This is a genomic window from Pseudomonas sp. 18175, assembly GCF_050432925.1.
Taxonomy (GTDB): Bacteria; Pseudomonadota; Gammaproteobacteria; order Pseudomonadales; family Pseudomonadaceae; genus Aquipseudomonas.
The window spans coordinates 47,318-64,585 of the sequence record NZ_JBKFTO010000028.1 but is presented as its reverse complement, the minus strand read 5'-3'; the positions used below and the strand labels follow the sequence as shown (position 1 = coordinate 64,585).

Genomic DNA, 17,268 nt, shown 5'->3' with positions numbered 1-17,268 from the left:
AGCCCCATGAGTAAGCTGGCGCGGGTCAATGGCGAGCGCCTGTGGGCGTCGCTGATGGAAATGGCGCACATTGGCGCCACCGAAAAGGGCGGCGTCTCGCGCCTGGCGCTCACCGACGAAGACCGCCGTGGCCGCGACCTGTTTGTGCAGTGGTGCGAAGAGGCCGGTTGCAGCATCCGCGTGGACGCCATGGGCAATATTTTTGCCCGTCGCGCCGGGCGCCATGACCACCTGGCGCCAGTGCTGACCGGTTCCCACGGTGACTCCCAACCCTTCGGCGGCAAATACGACGGTATCTACGGCGTGCTCGCGGGTGTGGAAGTGCTGCGTACCTTGAACGACCTGGGCATTGAAACCGACCGGCCGATCGAAGTGGTCAACTGGACCAACGAAGAAGGCTCGCGGTTTGCCCCAGCGATGATTTCGTCGGGGGTCTACGCCGGTGTGTTCGACCTGGAATACGGCTTGTCCCGAGAAGACAAGGCCGGCGTGACCATTGGCCAGGCCCTGCAAGACATAGGCTATGCCGGCGCCCACCCGGTGGGCGGCGAGGCGATACACGCCGCGTTTGAGCTGCATATCGAACAAGGCCCGATTCTCGAAGCGCAAGGCATCACCATCGGCGTGGTCACCGGAGCCCAGGGCCAGCGTTGGTACGAAGTGGAACTCACCGGCCGCAGCGCCCACGCTGGTACCACGCCCATGGACCATCGCCTGGACGCCTTGCTTGGCTTCGCCCGCGTCGTTGAAGCGGTCAATGGCTTGGGCCTGGAACAGGGCGCCGAAGGACGCGCTACCGTCGGCATGGCGAATATCTTCCCCAACTCGCGCAATGTGGTGCCGGGGCGGGTGTTTTTCAGCGTGGAGTTCCGCCATCCGGATGAAGCGGTGCTGGCGCGCCAGGATCAGCAATTGCGTGACGCCGTAGCCGGTATCGCCGCGGCGATTGGCTTGCAGCACAGCGTGAAGCAGATCTTCCAGTACGCGCCGATTGCCTTTGACGCCGAGTGCGTGGACGTGGTGCGTGCTTCTGCAGAGGCGTTGGGCTACAGCCATCGACCGATGATTTCCGGGGCGGGGCATGATGCCTGCTACCTGAATAAGGTGGCGCCGACGGCGATGATCTTTGTGCCGTGTGTGGATGGGTTGAGCCACAACGAAGCGGAAGAGATTTCCCAGGAGTGGTCGACGGCGGGGGCGGATGTGTTGCTCCAGGCAATCCTGGCCAAGTCCCTTCATTAGCGGGTGTACACAGGTCAAAATGTGGGAGCGGGCTTGCTCGCGAATGCTGAGTATCAGTCGACACATGCATTGACTGACCCACCGCATTCGCGAGCAAGCCCGCTCCCACATTGGATCCTCACTGTTTGGGCAATCACCGAAAAAACTCCCCCGGCGTTGCCTCAAACTGCTGGCGAAACGCATTGATAAACGCCGACGTCGATTCATACCCACACCCCAGCGCTACATCCGTCACCCGCTCACCTTGCTCCAACGCTGGCAGGGCGCTCAACAAGCGCAAGCGCTGGCGCCACGCCCGAAACGTCAGCCCGGTATCACTCAGGAATAACCGGCTCAACGTCTTTTCACTCACCCCCAGCTTCTGGCTCCATTGCCCCAGCGTGGTCTGCTGCTCCGGGTGCAGGTTCAAGCTGCGATAAATCCGCCGCAAACGCGGGTCCAGGGGCAGTGGCAGCATTAAATCCACTTGCGGCGCTGCGGCCAGTTGATCCAGCACCACTTGGGCCAATCGGCCATCTGGCCCGTCCTCGGCATATTCCACCGGCAGTTCGCTGAAGCTGCGGATCAACTCGCGCAACAAACTGCTCACCTCCAGCACATGGCAGCGCTCGCTGGCCCAGGCGGTGACGCTGCAGTCGAGGTACAGGCTGCGCATTTCGGTGTGGGGCGAGCTGAACACTCGGTGCGGCACGCCCGCGGGAATCCACACCGCGCGCTGGGGTGGCGCGACGAAGCGACCGACGCCTGTCTGGATCTCCAACACCCCGGATATCGCGTAGGACAATTGCACCCACGGGTGGCTGTGACGGCGGGTCAGCGCACGATTGGGCAAGGATTCGGTGCGCCCATACACCGGCCGTGGCAGGCTGGAAAGCCCGGGCACACTGCGGCGTACGGCCTTGTCATGTCCTTTAGGCGGCATTTGTTGGCTCATTGGCGTTAGTCGGTAACAAGCCGTTACGTTAGAGTCGCCAGCACGCTCTTGGCAACCCCGGAAGAACCCACTTATGACTCGGCCCCGCTTTCTGCCCGATAACTTCACCCTCGCACTGATCGCCACGGTGATCCTCGCCTCCCTGCTGCCCGCCAGCGGCCAGACCGCCGTGGCGTTTGGCTGGGTGACTAACCTTGCCATCGCGCTGCTGTTTTTCCTGCACGGCGCCAAGCTGTCCAACCAGGCCATCATCGCCGGGGCCGGCCACTGGCGCCTGCACCTGCTGGTGTTCAGCCTGACCTTTGTGCTGTTCCCGCTGCTGGGCCTGGCGCTCAAGCCGGTGCTGTCGCCGCTGATCGGCAAAGACCTGTACATGGGCATGCTCTACCTGTGTGCGTTGCCGGCCACGGTGCAGTCGGCGATTGCATTTACATCGCTGGCGCGGGGCAATATCCCGGCGGCCATTTGCAGTGCAGCGGCGTCCAGCCTGTTCGGGATTTTCCTGACGCCGTTGTTGGTGACCCTGTTGCTCAACGTGCACGGGGAGGGCGGTTCGACTGTCGATGCGATTTTGAAAATCAGCGTGCAACTGCTGCTGCCGTTTATCGCCGGGCAGATCGCCCGTCGCTGGATTGGCGAGTGGGTGGGCCGCAATAAATCCTGGCTCAAATTTGTCGACCAAGGCTCGATCCTGCTGGTGGTGTACGGCGCGTTCAGCGAGGCGGTCAACGAAGGCATCTGGCACCAGATCCCGCTGTGGGAACTGGGCGGCCTAGTGGTGGCGTGCTGCGTATTGCTGGCCTTGGTGCTGGTGGCGTCTACGGTGCTGGGCAAGGCGTTTGGTTTTAATCAGGAAGACCGCATCACCATCCTGTTCTGCGGTTCGAAGAAGAGCCTGGCCACCGGTGTGCCCATGGCCCAAGTATTGTTTGCCGGGGCGAGCATGGGCGTGTTGATTTTGCCGCTGATGCTGTTCCACCAGATCCAGTTGATGGTTTGCGCGGTACTGGCTCAACGCTACGCCAAACGCCCGGAAAGTATTCCTGAGTTGATGGGCCAAGTAGATCCGTAACTTTTCCTTCAAGCACTGACGAATGGTCTTAAGTTAACGCCTGACGAGACGACTTACTTCTTGAGGGTCCAAGAAAAGGAGTGTCGTCGTGAACGTTAAAGGTTTATCTGTGCTTATCAGCACTCTCGCGGTATGGGCAGGAAGTTGCATGGCCAGCGGTGTGATTCAGTTTCACGGCAGCGTTTTCACACCGGGCTGCGAGCCCGCTGCGTCGAGCGGCTCGACTCTGGAGTTGAAAGGCTGCCCGCAGGTGTTTCGTGGCAACCAGTTTGATGTGCAAACCATCCGCAGCGTGCAAGCGGTGGGCAATGCGCCGGTCAATGTGAAGTTGGTGGCCGACAGTGGCGAGGGGCGATATTACGACCAGCGGTACCAACTGGTGGATTCCCGCGGAAAGCCCGTTCAGTCCGGGGCTTACATCATCACCATGACCGCGCCGTGATGAAACTGATGGCTTTTTGATCAGGATCAGCGTCAACAGGCCGCCGAGAAACCTATAGAATGCTCGGCGGCGGCGCTTGTTCAGGGCTGCCGTTTGATCATCCTCCGAGTACCTCGCCGTTCAATGAGCATTTCAGCCGCAACCCCCCAAGCCAATTGGCAACCGGTCATCGCCCTCGCGTTGGCCGCCTTTGTGTTCAATACCACCGAATTCGTGCCCGTCGGGCTGCTGAGCGCCATTGGTGCCAGCTTTGACATGCCGGTGTCCAGCGTCGGGTTGATGCTGACCATCTATGCGTGGATCGTCTCGCTGACGTCACTGCCGGTGATGCTGCTGACCCGTAACGTCGAGCGACGCAAGCTACTGATCGTGCTGTTCTGCCTGTTTATCGCCAGCCATGTCCTCTCCAGCATCGCCACCAGTTTTGGCCTGTTGATGGTCAGTCGTATCGGCATTGCGCTGTCCCATGCCTTGTTCTGGTCGATCACCGCGTCCCTCGCGGTGCGCCTGGCGCCGGAAGGCAAGCAGGTGCAAGCCCTCGGCCTGTTGGCCACCGGCACTTCGTTGGCGATGGTGTTGGGCATTCCACTGGGCCGCCTGCTGGGTGAAGCCATGGGCTGGCGCACCACGTTCCTGGTGATCGGTGCCTTTGCTGCCGCCCTGGTGTTCTGGCTGGCGCGCACCTTGCCGCCGCTGCCAAGCCAGAACTCCGGTTCGCTGCGCAGCCTGCCGCTGCTGTTCAAGCGCCCGGCACTGGTGGCGCTGTATGTGCTGACCGCCATGACTGTGACCGCGCAATTCACCGCTTACAGCTACATCGAACCCTTCGTCGAAGGCGTGGCTGGCATGAGTGGCAGTGCCGTGACCCTGATCCTGCTGGTATTCGGCGGCGCGGGCATCATCGGTTCGTTGTTGTTCAGCCTGGTGCACCGCTTCAACCCACATCTGTTCGTGGTCGGCGCTGTATTCATTTTGGCCGCGTGCCTGGCGCTGATGCTGCCGTTGAGCGGCGCAGAGTCCTACCTGGTGGTGCTGAGCATCTTCTGGGGCATGGCGATCATGGGCTTTGGCCTGGCGATGCAGTCCAAGGTGCTGGTGCTGGCACCGGATGCCACCGACGTGGCCATGGCGATGTTTTCCGGCATCTACAACATCGGCATCGGCGGCGGTGCATTGATGGGCAGTTGGGTCGGCAGTCAGTTCGGCTTCGCCTGGATCGGCTTGGCGGGCGGGTTGTTGGCGGCGGTGGCGTTGGTGATGTATTGCTTGGCGATTCGCCGGTTTGGGCAGGGTGTGTCGCACACCTGAAGCCGGACCGGGTGTACACAAATTACATGTGGGAGCGGGCTTGCTCGCGAAGGCGGTGGGTTAGTTGGAACATCTCTGACTGACACTCCGCCTTCGCGAGCAAGCCCGCTCCCACATTTGATCGAGTGAACTTTAAAAAAACGCCCGCCTAAACATCATCGGCGGGCGCTCGGGAGTGACCGGGGCAACAAGGAGTGGGCTGCCCGGTGTAGGGATTGCTTGAATCAGGCCACCGGAATCAGCGGGTCTGCCGCTGCCAGCGCCACGGCGCGATCAGCCGCTGGCGGGTAGATCCACACAGTGTTGATCTGGTGCTTGAGTTCCTTGGCTTCCTGGCCCACCAGTTTGAGTTGGCGGTCCCAGCCTTCGGTGAATACCGCGCCCCAGGCGCCAAGGTCGAGGCAGGTCACGTATTTGGGCTGGCTGTAGGTCATCGGGGCCACGCCGATCAGGTCGGCGGCGACGTTGTTACCTGCGTAGCGGCCCAGGGCGATGGCGTGCTGGCAGGACATGCCGGCGAAGTTGCCCAGCTCATCGGTGGCGGCGTAGGCCACGTCACCGGCGGCGAAGACATCGGCCTGGCCCTTCACTTTGAGGTTGCCGTCCACATGCAGGCGGCCTTGTGGGTCGCGGGTGCCGCTGACCTGTTCGGTCAGTGGGTTGGCGCGAAAGCCGATGGTCCAGATCACGGTGTTCGACTCAATGCGCTGACCGTTGGCCAGGGTCACGCCGCCGGCATCCACCGACGCCACCGAGGTGTCGAGTACCCAGTCCAGGCCCAGTTCTTTGCTGGCTTCAATGATCGATGGGCGAATGCCATCGCCCATGGACGCGGCAATCTGCGGGCCACGGTCGACCACGATCACGCGGATGTCAGCCGTGTCACCCAGTGCCTCACGCAGCCGCGCCGGCATTTCGGTGGCGGTCTCGATACCGGTGAAACCGCCGCCGGCCACCACAACCGTGTTGCGCGCTGCGCTGTCTGGCAGGGTTTTCAGGGCCTTGATATGGGCTTCCAGGCGCGTGGCATCTTCAATTTGGTCCACATCGAAGACGTGTTCGATACCTTGCATCTGTGGACGATTCAAGCGGCTGCCCGCAGCCAGAACCAGGCGGTCGTACGTGATCGTCGTGGAGATGCCCGCAGCGTTGCGGTAGGTCACCTGCTTGCTGTTTTCGTTGATGCTGTCGGCCGCACCTTCCACAAAATTCACGCCGACTGCTTCGAACAACGGGCCCAGTGGCGCCATCATGGTGTGCACGTCGGCCTCGTAGAAGCGTGGGCGGATACGCAACTCCGGCTTCGGGGCGAGCAGGCTGATCTGCACGTCGTCGCGGTTATGTTTATCCAGCAGGCGGGCCGCGCTCAATGCGCTCCAGACACCACCGAACCCTGCGCCAATAATAAGAATGTGCTGTTTCATGGTTTGCTCCTGGAGAGTCGTGTTTGCATGAGTGGGACTGTGTGGAGAAAGACTAACCAGGCCGCAACCCTCGAACACTTCTACCTAGGGTCACTGCGGGCATGCCTAGGTGTGAGGCCGCTATACCAAGGTATTAACGGCCCAGCACGTCTTCAAGACAGGCCATCAGTTGGGCGCAGGAAAACGGCTTGGGAAAGAATGCAATCGGAGCCGGCAGCGTGGGGTCGAGGGTGGGCGAGGGGCCGCAGTAACCCGTGATGAAAATCACCGGGATGTTGATGCCTTGGGCGTGGAGGGTTTCGTAAAGCTGGATACCGGAAAGGCCGGGCATCTGGATATCGCTGATCAGGCAGGCGGTGCTACGCGGGCCTTCGGCGCCCAGGAAAGCTTCGGCATTGGCATACAACCGAACGCTGTAGCCGTTGGAGCGCAGCAGCCCATCCAATGCCATGCGGACGGACTCATCATCATCGACAACGGCAATTATCTTGGTGTCAGACATTTCAATACCTGGAGGCAATCGGGCTGCACATGGAAGCAACCCGCCATCACCTCAAGATACGCCGTCCCCACCGGCAAAATACTATACGTGCGTATAGCCGGTAGATAGCCATCGGGGCAAGCCCCCTCCCACAGGTCCCGTGCAAGCCCCAACGCCTACACCTTGACCGCAATACCGAGCGCCTGCGCCATGCGCACCAGGTCAGCAAACGACCGCGCAACCATCTTGCGCATGGCCTGCCCACGATGAATCTTCACCGTGATCTCACTCAGGCCAATCTCACCGGCGATCTGCTTGTTCATCAATCCCGACACCGCCAGCGCCATCACCGTTTGCTCGCGAGGCGTGAGGCTGGCATAGCGCGTACAGAGTTCGTCATTACCGCGCTCGGCCTCGCGTCGCGCCTTATCCCGGCAATGGGCGGCGCACACCGCGTCGATCAAGTCCTGCTCGCGAAACGGTTTGGACAAAAAATCCACCGCGCCGGCTTTCATCGCGCGCACGGTCATGGCGATATCCCCGTGGCCGGTCATGAACACGATCGGCAGGTTGATCCGCGCCGCCACCAGTTCATTCTGAAAATCCAGGCCACTGGTGCCTTGCAAGCGCACGTCCAACACCAGGCAACTGGGCAGGTCGGGCCGCGGAAAATGCATGAACTCGGCCGCCGAACCAAACAGCTGTACCTGCAAGCCCACCGAGCGCAACAGGCTGCCGAGGGACTCGCGCAACGGCCGGTCGTCATCGACGATGTACACCCAGGGGTCGTGGCTGATAACCCGGTTCATCGGGTGCAGGTCGTTCATGGGGCCTCCTTGGCCAGTAATGGCAGTGAGCAGGTAAAGGAAGTGCCTTGGCCCGGCGTGCTGGTGGCCCAGAGTCGGCCACCGTGGAAGTCGATGATCGAACGGCAGATCGACAGGCCCATGCCCAGGCCATCGGGCTTGGTGGTGAAGAAGGGTTGGAACAGGGTGGGCATATCCTTGGCGTCGATGCCGACGCCCTGGTCGGCCACTTCCAGCCGTACATCGCTACCGTCCACCCAGGTTCGCACCCGCAGCAGACGCTGGCGCGGCGCGATGGTTTCCATGGCATGGCAGGCATTGATGATCAGATTGATGATCACCTGTTGCAGTTGAACGCGGTCAGCGTTGACCTGCTTATCGAGCACGTTCAACTCCATGCGGCTGCGGACTTTGTGCCGCGACAGTTCGTGCTGTACCAGGCCTAGGGTTTCATTGACGATGGCGTCCAGTGACTCGGGCTTGCGCAGTGGGTCGCACTTGCGTGACAGCGCACGGATGCGGCTGATCACCTCACTGGCCCGACACGCGCTAGAGACAATGCGGTCCAGGGACTGGCGCGCTTCATCGAGGTCTGGCACCGGCCGATCGAGCCAACGTCGGCAGGCTTCGCCGCTGCTGGTGATGGCGGTCAGTGGTTGGTTTACCTCGTGTGCAATCGAGGCGGCTAGCTCGCCTAGCGCGGTGATGCGGGTTACGTGGGCCAGTTGGCTCTGGGCATGGAACAAGGCCTCTTCGGCGCGTTTGTCGGCCGTGATGTCCTTCACTGCGCCCAGGTATTCAAACTGTCCCCGCGTTTCCACGGGGGTGGCGATCATATGGATATGCTTGACGCGCCCATCCGGCATCAACAGGCGGTGCTTGACCTCGATCAGCGGCACGCGCTTGCGAGCGAGTTCGAACACTTCATGGGCCAGGTGCAGGTCATCAGGATGGGTGCGCTCCAGCACCATTGTCGCCGTAGGTGGCTGGTGGGGCGGGTACTCGAAAATCCGCGCCAATTCTTCTGACCAGGACATCGCCTGGCTATCGCCGCGAAAGCTCACGCTGCCGGTCTGGCTCAAACGCTGGGCTCCGATCAGGTACGCCTGGTTATGGCGCAGACTGTCCGCTGCGTATTTGCTGCGCAAGGCCAGGAAGGTGATCGCCGAAAGCGCCGTGAGGCAGCGGAAAAAACCGGTGATCGAGTCCCACTGCGCATAGTTGCCATTGAGCAGAAACAACGCCGTGAGCAACACGATGGAAAACAGCGCGACACCAATCACCACATTGATCGAAAACAGATTGGCGGCCATCAATAGCAGGGTGATGTAGAGCAGCGTCGGTGCCCAGTCGGTATGGGTTTGGGAGTTGATCACGAAGATACCGCAGGCCACCACCAGCCCCACCACCCAGCCCAGGGCATTGATCGCAGGCGTTGGGCTGATGCCGAACCCGGCGCCTGCGGCAGCAGTGATTTTCATGGCGTCCGGGCACTCCGTTGAGGGTTGTCGAGGGTGGAGCAGTGGACGCTTACTGTAAAAGCATCCGTTCTTAGCGAGTAGGACACAAAACCCTGAAATCCTGCCAAGCCCTATACCCTGGTATGACCGGGCTGTCCCCAGGTAGGAGGGACACCCGGGCGCCGCGTACTTAACCTTGGGGCTCTTATTTCTCTCCAAGGCCCTGCGGCCGGGTGGCTAACATGATGAACAGAAATGACCTGCGTCGTGCTGACATCAACCTGCTGGTGGTGTTCGAGTCGATGATGCATGAGCGCAATGTCAGCCGCGTCGGCGAGAAACTGTTCCTCGGCCAGCCGACCATCAGCAGTGCCCTCGGCCGCTTGCGGCTGATGTTTGATGATCCGCTGTTCATCCGCGCCGGGCGTTTGATGCAGCCGACCTCCCGTGCCGAAGAGATTTTCAGCAACCTGGGCCCCGCGCTGGACAGCATCGCGGCGGCGCTGAGCCGTTGCCAGGCGTTCAACCCAGGCACCAGCGAGGCGACGTTTCATATCGGCCTGTCGGATGACGTGGAGTACGCCTTGTTGCCCAGCCTGCTGCGACGCCTGCGCATCGAAGCGCCGAATATGACGTTGGTGGTGCGCCGTGCTGATCACTGGCAGATGTCGCAACTGCTGACCAGCGGCGAAATCTCCTTGGGTATTAGCCACACCCAGGAGCTGCCGGCCAACGCGCGGCGCAAAAGCCTGCGGCCGATGCGCCCGATGCTGCTGCGCGCCGACAACCGACCGGGGGAACTGGGCCTGGAAGACTTCTGCCAGCGACCCCATGCCGTCGTGTCGTCGATGGGCAACGTGCTCGACGATTGCGACCGCGCCCTCGGCGTGCTCGGTCGCCAGCGCAAAGTGGTGCTCACGGTGCCGCAGTTCAGCGCCTTGCCGGTGCTGCTCGCCGACAGCGACATGCTCGCCATCGTGCCGGACTACGTGGCCCACGCCATGGACGGTGTAGGTGGGTTGCGCGCGCAGTGCGCGCCGCTGGCATTGCCCGAGCAGGAGCTTGCGTTGGTGTGGCGCGGAACGACCCACAACGATCCGGGAGAGCGCTGGTTGCGGGCGCGGTGCAGTGTGTTTCTTGGCGAACCTGTGACCGAGTTCTCTGTGGTGAGCGAGCTTGCTCGCGCTGGGGCGCGAAGCGGCCCTAATAAGGTCACTGCGGTGTGTCAGAGCGGTTGAGGTGGCAGGGTTTGGGGCTGCTTCGCAGCCCAGCGCGAGCAAGCTCGCTCACCACAGAACGCTCGCTCGCCACAACAGCTGAGGAACACTTGCCATGTATACCCATCCCTTGTTGCTCGGCGGCGCATTGATTCTGCTCGACCTGACACTCTGGCACTGCCTCGGCCCGCCCAAACGAACCTTGCGCACGGTGCTGCGGGTGTTGGTGTTCGCGCTGTTCTGCTGGGTGATGCTGACCGCCGGCATCAGCCCGTTGCAGCCACCGCCGTGGCCCGATGATGCAGTGCTCAACCTGATGGCGACAGTATTGGGCATCGGTTGGTGGTTGTTTGCCGCCCGTACCGTGACGGTCATCCTCGGTCATGGCCTCACGGCTGGTGTCGGTCAGAGTGCGCGCCTGTTGCACGACGTCGTAGGCGCCGTGATCTTTCTGGTGGCCATCGTCGGTGCGGCGGCATACGTGCTGCAACTGCCGGTCAGGGGCTTGCTGGCAACCTCCGGGGCGATGGCAATCATTATCGGCCTGGCGGTGCAAAGTACCTTGAGTGATGTATTCAGCGGCATCGTGATCAATACGACCAAGCCCTATCAGTTGGACGATTGGGTCAGTATCGACGGCGTCGAAGGCAAGGTGTTGGAAATCGACTGGCGCTCCACCCACTTGCAGACTGAGACGGGCAGCGTCGCAGTGGTGCCCAACGCGCTGGCGGCCAAGGCGAAGATCCTCAACCACAGTCGCTCGGGCGCAATGCATGGGGTTGCCGTTACCCTCGCAGTGCCCAGCAACGTCGCGCCACGGCGGGTGCTGGAGGCCTTGGAGAAAGCCCTGCAGGGCACCCAGGCGCTGTTGTCGACACCTACGTCCAAAGTGTCGATCAAAAGCTCGCAGCTGGAGTTCAGCGAATATGAACTCAGGGGGTTTGTCGCCTCGCGCTCAGCCCGCAGCAGTGTGCGCAACCTGATGTTCGACTTGGCCCATCGACACCTGCAAGCGGCAGGCGTGACGTGGGGCGCGACCGTGCAGGCCTGGAGCCGCCAGCGCCAATTGCTCGAAGAGGCGCGGGTGATGCGTGCCCTCAGCGCCGAGGAACGCGACCGCCTTGCCGAAGCCATGACCCCGGTGGACTTCCAGGCCAACCAAGTGCTGTTGGCGTTCGACGAGATCGCCGATGGCCTGCTGATCATCGCTACGGGGGTGGTCTCGGTGGCGATCCATGATGGTGAGCGCGTGGTTGAAGCCGGGCGGATGGGGCCCGGTGAGGTGATGGGCGAGGAGGGCATCCTGGCGGATGGGCGGTCCCGTGGACAGTTTCGTAGCCTCACCAGCGGGCGGCTGTTTCGGATTGAAAAGTCGCAGTTGGGCGCGCAGTTGCAGCACAGCAGTGACTTGTTGATGGCGTTGGATAAATTGCAGCATCAGCGTGAGGGCATCAGAGATACCGTGGTGCTCAAAAAACCGCAGCCCCCCGCAAAAAACCGATTCTTCCGCTGGCTGTTGTAGTGAGCGGGCAAGCCCTAATGCCAGTCAGTTAAGGGTTAGAAAGAGTAAAAGCTAACCTGTGGCGAGGGAGCTTGCTCCCGCTGGACTGCGTAGCAGTCCCAGTCTTTCAAAACAAAGAGCTGGGGCCGCTTCGCGGCCCAGCGGGAGCAAGCTCCCTCGCCACACTGACGGTGTTTGCCCTTAACTGACTGGCATTAGGGCAAGCCCGCTCACTACAACAAGCCCGTTCATGGCCTACAGCGCGGGTCAGCGGGAAAACCGCTCCCGGTATTCCCGGGGCGAAATCGCCAGGTGGCGGTGGAAGGTGTAGCGCATCCGTTCCTCATCACCGAAGCCACTGAGCCGGGCGATCTGGTCGATGTTGCGTTCAGAGTCTTCCAGCAGGCGCCGTGCGGCTTCCAGCCGAAACAGCTCGACCGCCTTTGCCGGTGTACGGCCGGTGCGTTGTTTGTAGACGCGGGCGAAGTTGCGCGGGCTCATCTGTGCCTGTTGGGCCAGGCGCTCCACCGAAAGGTCGGGCGCTTGCAGGTTGTCGGCGAGCCATAGGTGCAAGGTGTCAAAGCCTGCACTGTCGTCGGTTTGCGCCTGCAACAGCTGGCTGAACTGCGCCTGCCCGCCGGGGCGCTTGAGGAACACCACCAGCTCACGGGCCACTTGCAACGCCACGTCGCGGCCGCAGTCGATTTCCACCAAGGCCAGCGCCAAGTCGATACCGGCAGTGACGCCCGCCGAGGTCCATACATTGCCTTGCTGGATAAAGATCGCGTCCATATCCACCACGATGGCCGGGAAGCCGGCCTTGAGCATGTCGCACATTGCCCAGTGCGTCGCGGCGCGGCGTCCGTCGAGCAAACCGGCCATGGCCAGCAGGAAGGTGCCGCTGCACACCGACGCGGTACGCGTGGCGGTGCCGGACGCCACGCGCAGCCAGTCCACCAGGTCTCCGTTGGCCGCCATCGCCTGCTGGATCGCTGGTGCGCCGGGCACAATCAAAGTGTCGATGGGGTAATCACTGAGCTGCGCCAGCGGGACCGTGTCCACGCTCAAGCCTTCAGCCGTTTGCATCAGGCCGCCTGCCAGGCTGGCGGTGTGGATCGCGTAGCCTTGCAAACCGCGTTCGGCCATGGCCTTGGTGGCGGCCCAGAACACGGTCTGGGCGCCGGTCAGGTCGAGTAGACCCATCTGTGGGTAGGCCAGGAATACCAGCGTGCGCGGCTTTGCGAGGGGGGACGTCATGAGCGGTAGTCTCAACAGAGGGGGATGCAAGGCGCCCTCCGTTGTACCACTGTTTACCGGCTCAGGCTAAATCCGCTTAAGGCTTCCAGGTCTGCACATCCTGCGCATCCACTGCCTTGGGCAGCAACCCGGCCTTGAAGAATGCATCGGCAATCTTCTGCTGTTCACCCAACTGGTCAATCGTCACCGGCTGCACCTGATAGCTGCGGTGCGCATTGGCTGCTTCAACCGTGGCCACATCCAGGTTGCCCCACAACGGGCCCAACACTTTCGCCGCGTCCTGCGGGTGGGTTTTCACCCATTGGCCAGCCTTGTCCAACTGTTCGTACACCACCTTCAATACCTCTGGGTGGGCCTTGGCGTAGGGCGTGCCGGTCAGGTAATAACGCTTGTAACTGGCCAGCCCCGCGCCATCGGCCAAGGTGCGGGTGGGCAGTTGGCGCTGCACGCTGGTGAGGAAGGGTTCCCAGGTGACCCAGGCGTCGACCTTGTTGTTTTCAAAGGCAGCGCGGCCATCGGCGGGGGACAGGTAGGCCGGTTCGATATCGGCGAACGCCAAGCCTGCTTTGGCCAATGCAGCGATCAATAGGTAGTGCGTGCCCGCCGCTTTGGTCACGGCGATTTTCTTGCCTTTCAAGTCACTGAGCTGTTGGATCGGCGAGTCCTTGCGCACCACGATGGCCTGGGCCGAAGGCGAGGGCGCTTCCTGGGCGAAGTAGGTGAGTTTGGCCTGGGCGGCCTGGGCGAAAATCGGCACGGTGTCAGCGACATCCGCGCTGATATCCACATTGCCCACGTTCAACGCTTCCAACAACGGCAGGCCGCTGGGAAACTCGTGCCAGCTCACGTCGATATGCTCGGCCTTGAGGGCTTTTTCCAGGGTGCCCTGGGTTTTGAGCAGGGTGATCAGGGTGGAGGATTTCTGGTAACCGATGCGCACGGTTTCCTGGGCCTCGGCGCTTACGACGAGAGAAAAGGCCAGCAACCCGAGGGCTGCGGCGAAGGGACGACGTAGGGACATGGCGAGCTCGATCCTGGACGAAATAGAGCTGAGCATAAAGTTCTAAAAAACATTCGTTAAATACTCTTTCGATCTTAGCTTAGGGCGCTTTTCCCGGCTTTCGACGAATCGGGCATAACCATAGAGTTATATGTTTCTTTCATAATAATCGTCCATTTATATAATCGAATTGATTCTATAAGAGGATGTTGTGCATGGATGATTTCGCCCGTCTCACCCGCCGCCGCCTGTTGAGCGTGGCCGGGATCACACTGGCCAGCCTGTCGCTGCCACGCTTTGGTAGTGCCGCCGATGAACACGCCGGCCACAACACGGCCCAGGAACCTGCCGGCACCGGCGACTTCATCCGGCTCGACGCACCGCGCAAATTGAAACTGGCAGTGAACCTCAACGCCGTGTGCCTGGCCCCGGTGGTCATCGCCCATGGCCAGGGCTTCTTTACCAAGCACAATCTGGATGTGGAACTGGTCAACTTCGGCAACTCCACCGAGGTACTGCTGGAGGCCATCGCCACCGGCAAAGCCGACGCGGGTGTGGGCATGGCGTTGCGTTGGCTCAAGGCGCTGGAGCAGGGCTTCGATGTGAAGCTCACCGCCGGCACCCATGGCGGTTGCCTGCGCTTGCTCAGTGCGGTGAACGGCACGGTCGCCAAACTCGAAGACCTCAAGGGCAAGGCCATCGGCGTGACCGACATGGCCAGCCCGGACCGCAATTTCTTCTCGATCCTGCTGAAAAAGCACGGTGTCGACCCGGTACGCGACGTGGAATGGCGCCTGTACCCGGCCGACCTGCTCGGCACCGCGCTGGAGCGCGGCGAGGTGCAGGCGGTGAGCGGCAGTGACCCGTTCATGTACCGCTTGATCAAGTCTGGCGTGGCGCGGGAGCTGTCCACCAACCTGGTGGAGGAGTACGCCAACCTCAGTTGCTGCGTGGTCGGTGTCACTGGCAAGTTGGTGCGCGAAGACAAGCGTGTGGTTGCAGCGCTGACCCAGGCGATCCTGGAAGCCCACGACTATTCCGTACAGCACCCGGAGGAAGTCGCCAAGGGCTTCCAGGCGTTTGCCTTGAACACCTCCACCGAAGAAGTGCAGGCGATTCTTCACGATCACACCCACGGCCACCACGCGGTGGGTGCCGCGCTGACCCAAGAGATCACCACCTACGTCACTGACCTTAAAACCGTCGAAGTGATCAGCAAGGGCACCGACCCGGTGGAGTTTGCCAAGGAGATCACCGCCGATGTCTTCAGCTGACGCCAGCACCCTCAACCCGCCCCTGACCCTCAAATTCTGGGGGCAGGGCGTCGCCGTGGTGGCGGCGTGGCTGGCCGTCGCGCTGTTGATCAGCTACTGGCCCAACGCGATACGCAACTGGCCGATGACCCAGGGCTTGGCCAATGTCTGCGTCGGCGTGGCGGCAGTGTTCGTGGTGCTGAGCGTGTTGGGCCGCAGGGTGGCCAGGCTGGGCACGCGCCTGCGCACGGCCGGGCCTTGGCTGATTGCGTTGCCGGTGTTGCTGGCGATCTGGGAGTTGCTCACCGCCAAGCTGGCGCTGTTGCCGGTGCCGTTTTTTGCGCCGCCCCAGGCGTTGCTGGCGGTGTATGTCGAAGACTACGCACGCTTGGCCGACAGCCTGCTGCACTCGGCGTTATTGCTGGGTTCGGGCGTGGCGCTGGGGGCGGTCACCGGGTTTATCGCCGGTGTAGCCATTGGCTGGTCGACGCGCATCGGCTACTGGTTGCACCCGGTGTTGCGCATCCTGGGGCCGGTGCCGTCCACGGCGTTGCTGCCGCTGTGCTTTTTCCTGTTCCCCAGCAGTTGGAGCGCCAGTGTGTTCCTGATCGCCCTGGCGACGTGGTTTCCGGTCACGGTGTTGACCTGGTCGGGGGTTGCCAGCGTGGACAAAGCCTATTACGACGTGGCGCGCACCCTCGGGGCCAAACAGGGTTTCCTGATCTTCAAGGTGGCGATTCCGGCCGCCTTGCCCCATGTATTTGTCGGTCTGTTCATGGGCTTGGGGGCGTCGTTTTCCACCCTGGTGGTGGCGGAAATGATGGGGGTCAAATCCGGCATCGGCTGGTACCTGCAATGGGCCCAGGGTTGGGCCGCCTACGCGAACATGTACGCCGCGTTGCTGATCATGGCGTTGGCCTGTTCAGGCTTGATCACCGGGTTGTTCCTGGTGCGTGACCGCTTGTTGGCATGGCAGAAAGGAGCCATGAAATGGTAGCCCTTCCACAGGCTGTATCGACGCCCACAGGGTTGGCGCTGCGCATCGAAAACCTGAGCCATGGCTTTGCCCTGGATGGCGCGCACCTACCAGTGTTGGAACGGGTATCGCTGGACGTGGCACCGGGGGAGTTCGTGGCCTTGCTGGGGCCTTCGGGGTGCGGTAAGTCTACTTTGCTGCGCCTGGTGGCCGGCCTGGAGCCTGCAGATTCCGGGCGATTATTGGCCGAGGGTGAAGCCATCACCGGGCCGGACCCAAGCCGCGTGGTGGTGTTTCAAGACCCCACGCTGTATCCGTGGCGCCGTGTGTGGGACAACGTGGCGCTGGGCCTGGAAGCCCAGGGTTTGCTCAAGACCCATGCAGGCAAGGTCGATGAGGCCTTGGAGAAAGTCGGCCTCAGCCAATTTGCCCGGGCATATCCCCGGCAGTTGTCGGGCGGCATGGCCCAGCGCGTTGCACTGGCCCGGGCGTTGGTCAATCAACCGCGCTTGCTGATCCTGGACGAGCCGTTGGGCAAGCTGGATTCGCTGACGCGGATCACCATGCAAAAGGAGTTGATCGATTTGTGGCAGCGCCAGGGGTATACGGCGTTGTTGGTGACCCATGATGTGGAGGAGGCGTTGCTGCTGGCCAATCGGGTGATTGTGTTCAGTGACCGGCCCGCGCGGATCCAGGCGCAACTGACGATTGAGCGGCCCTATCCGCGGCATCGGGATGATCCGTATCTGGTGGAACTGCGGCGGCAGATATTGGGGTTGTTGGGGTTGGGGGCGAGTTGGTAGCTAACGGGTGTCTGCGGGGGGCAGTTAAAAAGCCTGACTTTGGATAACGTTGTAATTTCCCCAACACTAGGGTCTGATGGGCGCCGATATCG

Annotated in this window: 16 protein-coding genes; 9 read left to right on the top strand and 7 right to left on the bottom strand. The window is 61.9% G+C overall.

Features of this window, described 5'->3' with window-relative positions; translation table 11 throughout:
• Nucleotides 1-6: 6 nt before the first annotated feature.
• Complete coding sequence (locus tag ACLD1Y_RS27510; protein WP_429480878.1) at nt 7-1,242, top strand: Zn-dependent hydrolase; 1,236 nt, start codon at nt 7-9, stop codon at nt 1,240-1,242.
• A gap of 133 nt (nt 1,243-1,375) precedes the next feature.
• Here the strand turns inward: ACLD1Y_RS27510 and ACLD1Y_RS27505 are convergent, their stop codons facing one another.
• A complete protein-coding gene (locus tag ACLD1Y_RS27505) occupies nt 1,376-2,164 on the bottom strand; it encodes an AraC family transcriptional regulator (RefSeq protein WP_429480848.1) in 789 nt (262 codons plus the stop codon).
• A gap of 85 nt (nt 2,165-2,249) precedes the next feature.
• Here ACLD1Y_RS27505 and ACLD1Y_RS27500 point away from each other — a divergent pair, with 85 nt between their 5' ends.
• From ACLD1Y_RS27500 to ACLD1Y_RS27490, 3 genes are all read left to right on the top strand, one after another.
• Nucleotides 2,250-3,248: a bile acid:sodium symporter family protein gene (locus tag ACLD1Y_RS27500; protein WP_429480847.1), complete on the top strand. Its 999-nt coding sequence runs from the start codon at nt 2,250-2,252 to the stop codon at nt 3,246-3,248.
• 88 nt (nt 3,249-3,336) lie between these two features.
• Complete coding sequence (locus ACLD1Y_RS27495) at nt 3,337-3,690, top strand: type 1 fimbrial protein (protein WP_429480846.1); 354 nt, start codon at nt 3,337-3,339, stop codon at nt 3,688-3,690.
• 123 nt (nt 3,691-3,813) lie between these two features.
• A complete protein-coding gene (locus ACLD1Y_RS27490) occupies nt 3,814-4,998 on the top strand; it encodes a sugar transporter (RefSeq protein ID WP_429480845.1) in 1,185 nt (394 codons plus the stop codon).
• Nucleotides 4,999-5,222: 224 nt separating this feature from the next.
• Here the strand turns inward: ACLD1Y_RS27490 and ACLD1Y_RS27485 are convergent, their stop codons facing one another.
• From ACLD1Y_RS27485 to ACLD1Y_RS27470, 4 genes are all read right to left on the bottom strand, one after another.
• A complete protein-coding gene (locus ACLD1Y_RS27485; RefSeq protein ID WP_429480844.1) occupies nt 5,223-6,422 on the bottom strand; it encodes an NAD(P)/FAD-dependent oxidoreductase in 1,200 nt (399 codons plus the stop codon).
• A gap of 133 nt (nt 6,423-6,555) precedes the next feature.
• Nucleotides 6,556-6,924 carry a response regulator transcription factor gene (locus ACLD1Y_RS27480; protein ID WP_429480843.1) on the bottom strand — a complete coding sequence of 123 codons (369 nt, stop codon included), beginning with the start codon at nt 6,922-6,924 and terminating at the stop codon, nt 6,556-6,558.
• A gap of 155 nt (nt 6,925-7,079) precedes the next feature.
• Nucleotides 7,080-7,730: a response regulator transcription factor gene (locus ACLD1Y_RS27475; RefSeq protein ID WP_429480842.1), complete on the bottom strand. Its 651-nt coding sequence runs from the start codon at nt 7,728-7,730 to the stop codon at nt 7,080-7,082.
• Nucleotides 7,727-9,190, bottom strand: coding sequence for a sensor histidine kinase (locus tag ACLD1Y_RS27470; protein ID WP_429480841.1), 1,464 nt, complete (start codon nt 9,188-9,190; stop codon nt 7,727-7,729). The genes ACLD1Y_RS27475 and ACLD1Y_RS27470 overlap by 4 nt, the downstream gene beginning before the upstream one ends.
• 221 nt (nt 9,191-9,411) lie before the next feature.
• On the opposite strand from ACLD1Y_RS27470, the gene ACLD1Y_RS27465 reads away from it, so the two are divergent.
• Together ACLD1Y_RS27465 and ACLD1Y_RS27460 are read left to right on the top strand one after the other, a co-directional pair.
• Nucleotides 9,412-10,407, top strand: coding sequence for a LysR family transcriptional regulator (locus ACLD1Y_RS27465; RefSeq protein ID WP_429480840.1), 996 nt, complete (start codon nt 9,412-9,414; stop codon nt 10,405-10,407).
• A 94-nt stretch (nt 10,408-10,501) separates the two neighbouring features.
• Entirely contained in the window at nt 10,502-11,908 is a 1,407-nt protein-coding gene (locus ACLD1Y_RS27460; RefSeq protein WP_429480839.1) for a mechanosensitive ion channel family protein, read from the top strand.
• A gap of 246 nt (nt 11,909-12,154) precedes the next feature.
• Here ACLD1Y_RS27460 and ACLD1Y_RS27455 read toward each other — a convergent pair whose 3' ends face one another.
• Together ACLD1Y_RS27455 and ACLD1Y_RS27450 are read right to left on the bottom strand one after the other, a co-directional pair.
• A complete protein-coding gene (locus ACLD1Y_RS27455) occupies nt 12,155-13,144 on the bottom strand; it encodes a GlxA family transcriptional regulator (RefSeq protein ID WP_429480838.1) in 990 nt (329 codons plus the stop codon).
• 76 nt (nt 13,145-13,220) lie between these two features.
• Nucleotides 13,221-14,165, bottom strand: coding sequence for an aliphatic sulfonate ABC transporter substrate-binding protein (locus ACLD1Y_RS27450; protein WP_429480837.1), 945 nt, complete (start codon nt 14,163-14,165; stop codon nt 13,221-13,223).
• Between the two features lie 194 nt (nt 14,166-14,359).
• On the opposite strand from ACLD1Y_RS27450, the gene ACLD1Y_RS27445 reads away from it, so the two are divergent.
• From ACLD1Y_RS27445 to ACLD1Y_RS27435, 3 genes are read left to right on the top strand one after another with little or no spacing between them, the layout of a single operon-like run.
• Nucleotides 14,360-15,418, top strand: coding sequence for an ABC transporter substrate-binding protein (locus ACLD1Y_RS27445; RefSeq protein WP_429480836.1), 1,059 nt, complete (start codon nt 14,360-14,362; stop codon nt 15,416-15,418).
• The gene (locus tag ACLD1Y_RS27440) at nt 15,405-16,394 is read left to right on the top strand and encodes an ABC transporter permease (RefSeq protein WP_429480835.1); all 990 of its coding nucleotides are present in this window, start codon (nt 15,405-15,407) and stop codon (nt 16,392-16,394) included. Before ACLD1Y_RS27445 ends, ACLD1Y_RS27440 begins: the two co-directional genes overlap by 14 nt.
• Nucleotides 16,388-17,176: an ABC transporter ATP-binding protein gene (locus ACLD1Y_RS27435; protein WP_429480834.1), complete on the top strand. Its 789-nt coding sequence runs from the start codon at nt 16,388-16,390 to the stop codon at nt 17,174-17,176. Before ACLD1Y_RS27440 ends, ACLD1Y_RS27435 begins: the two co-directional genes overlap by 7 nt.
• The last annotated feature ends 92 nt before the right edge of the window (nt 17,177-17,268 follow it).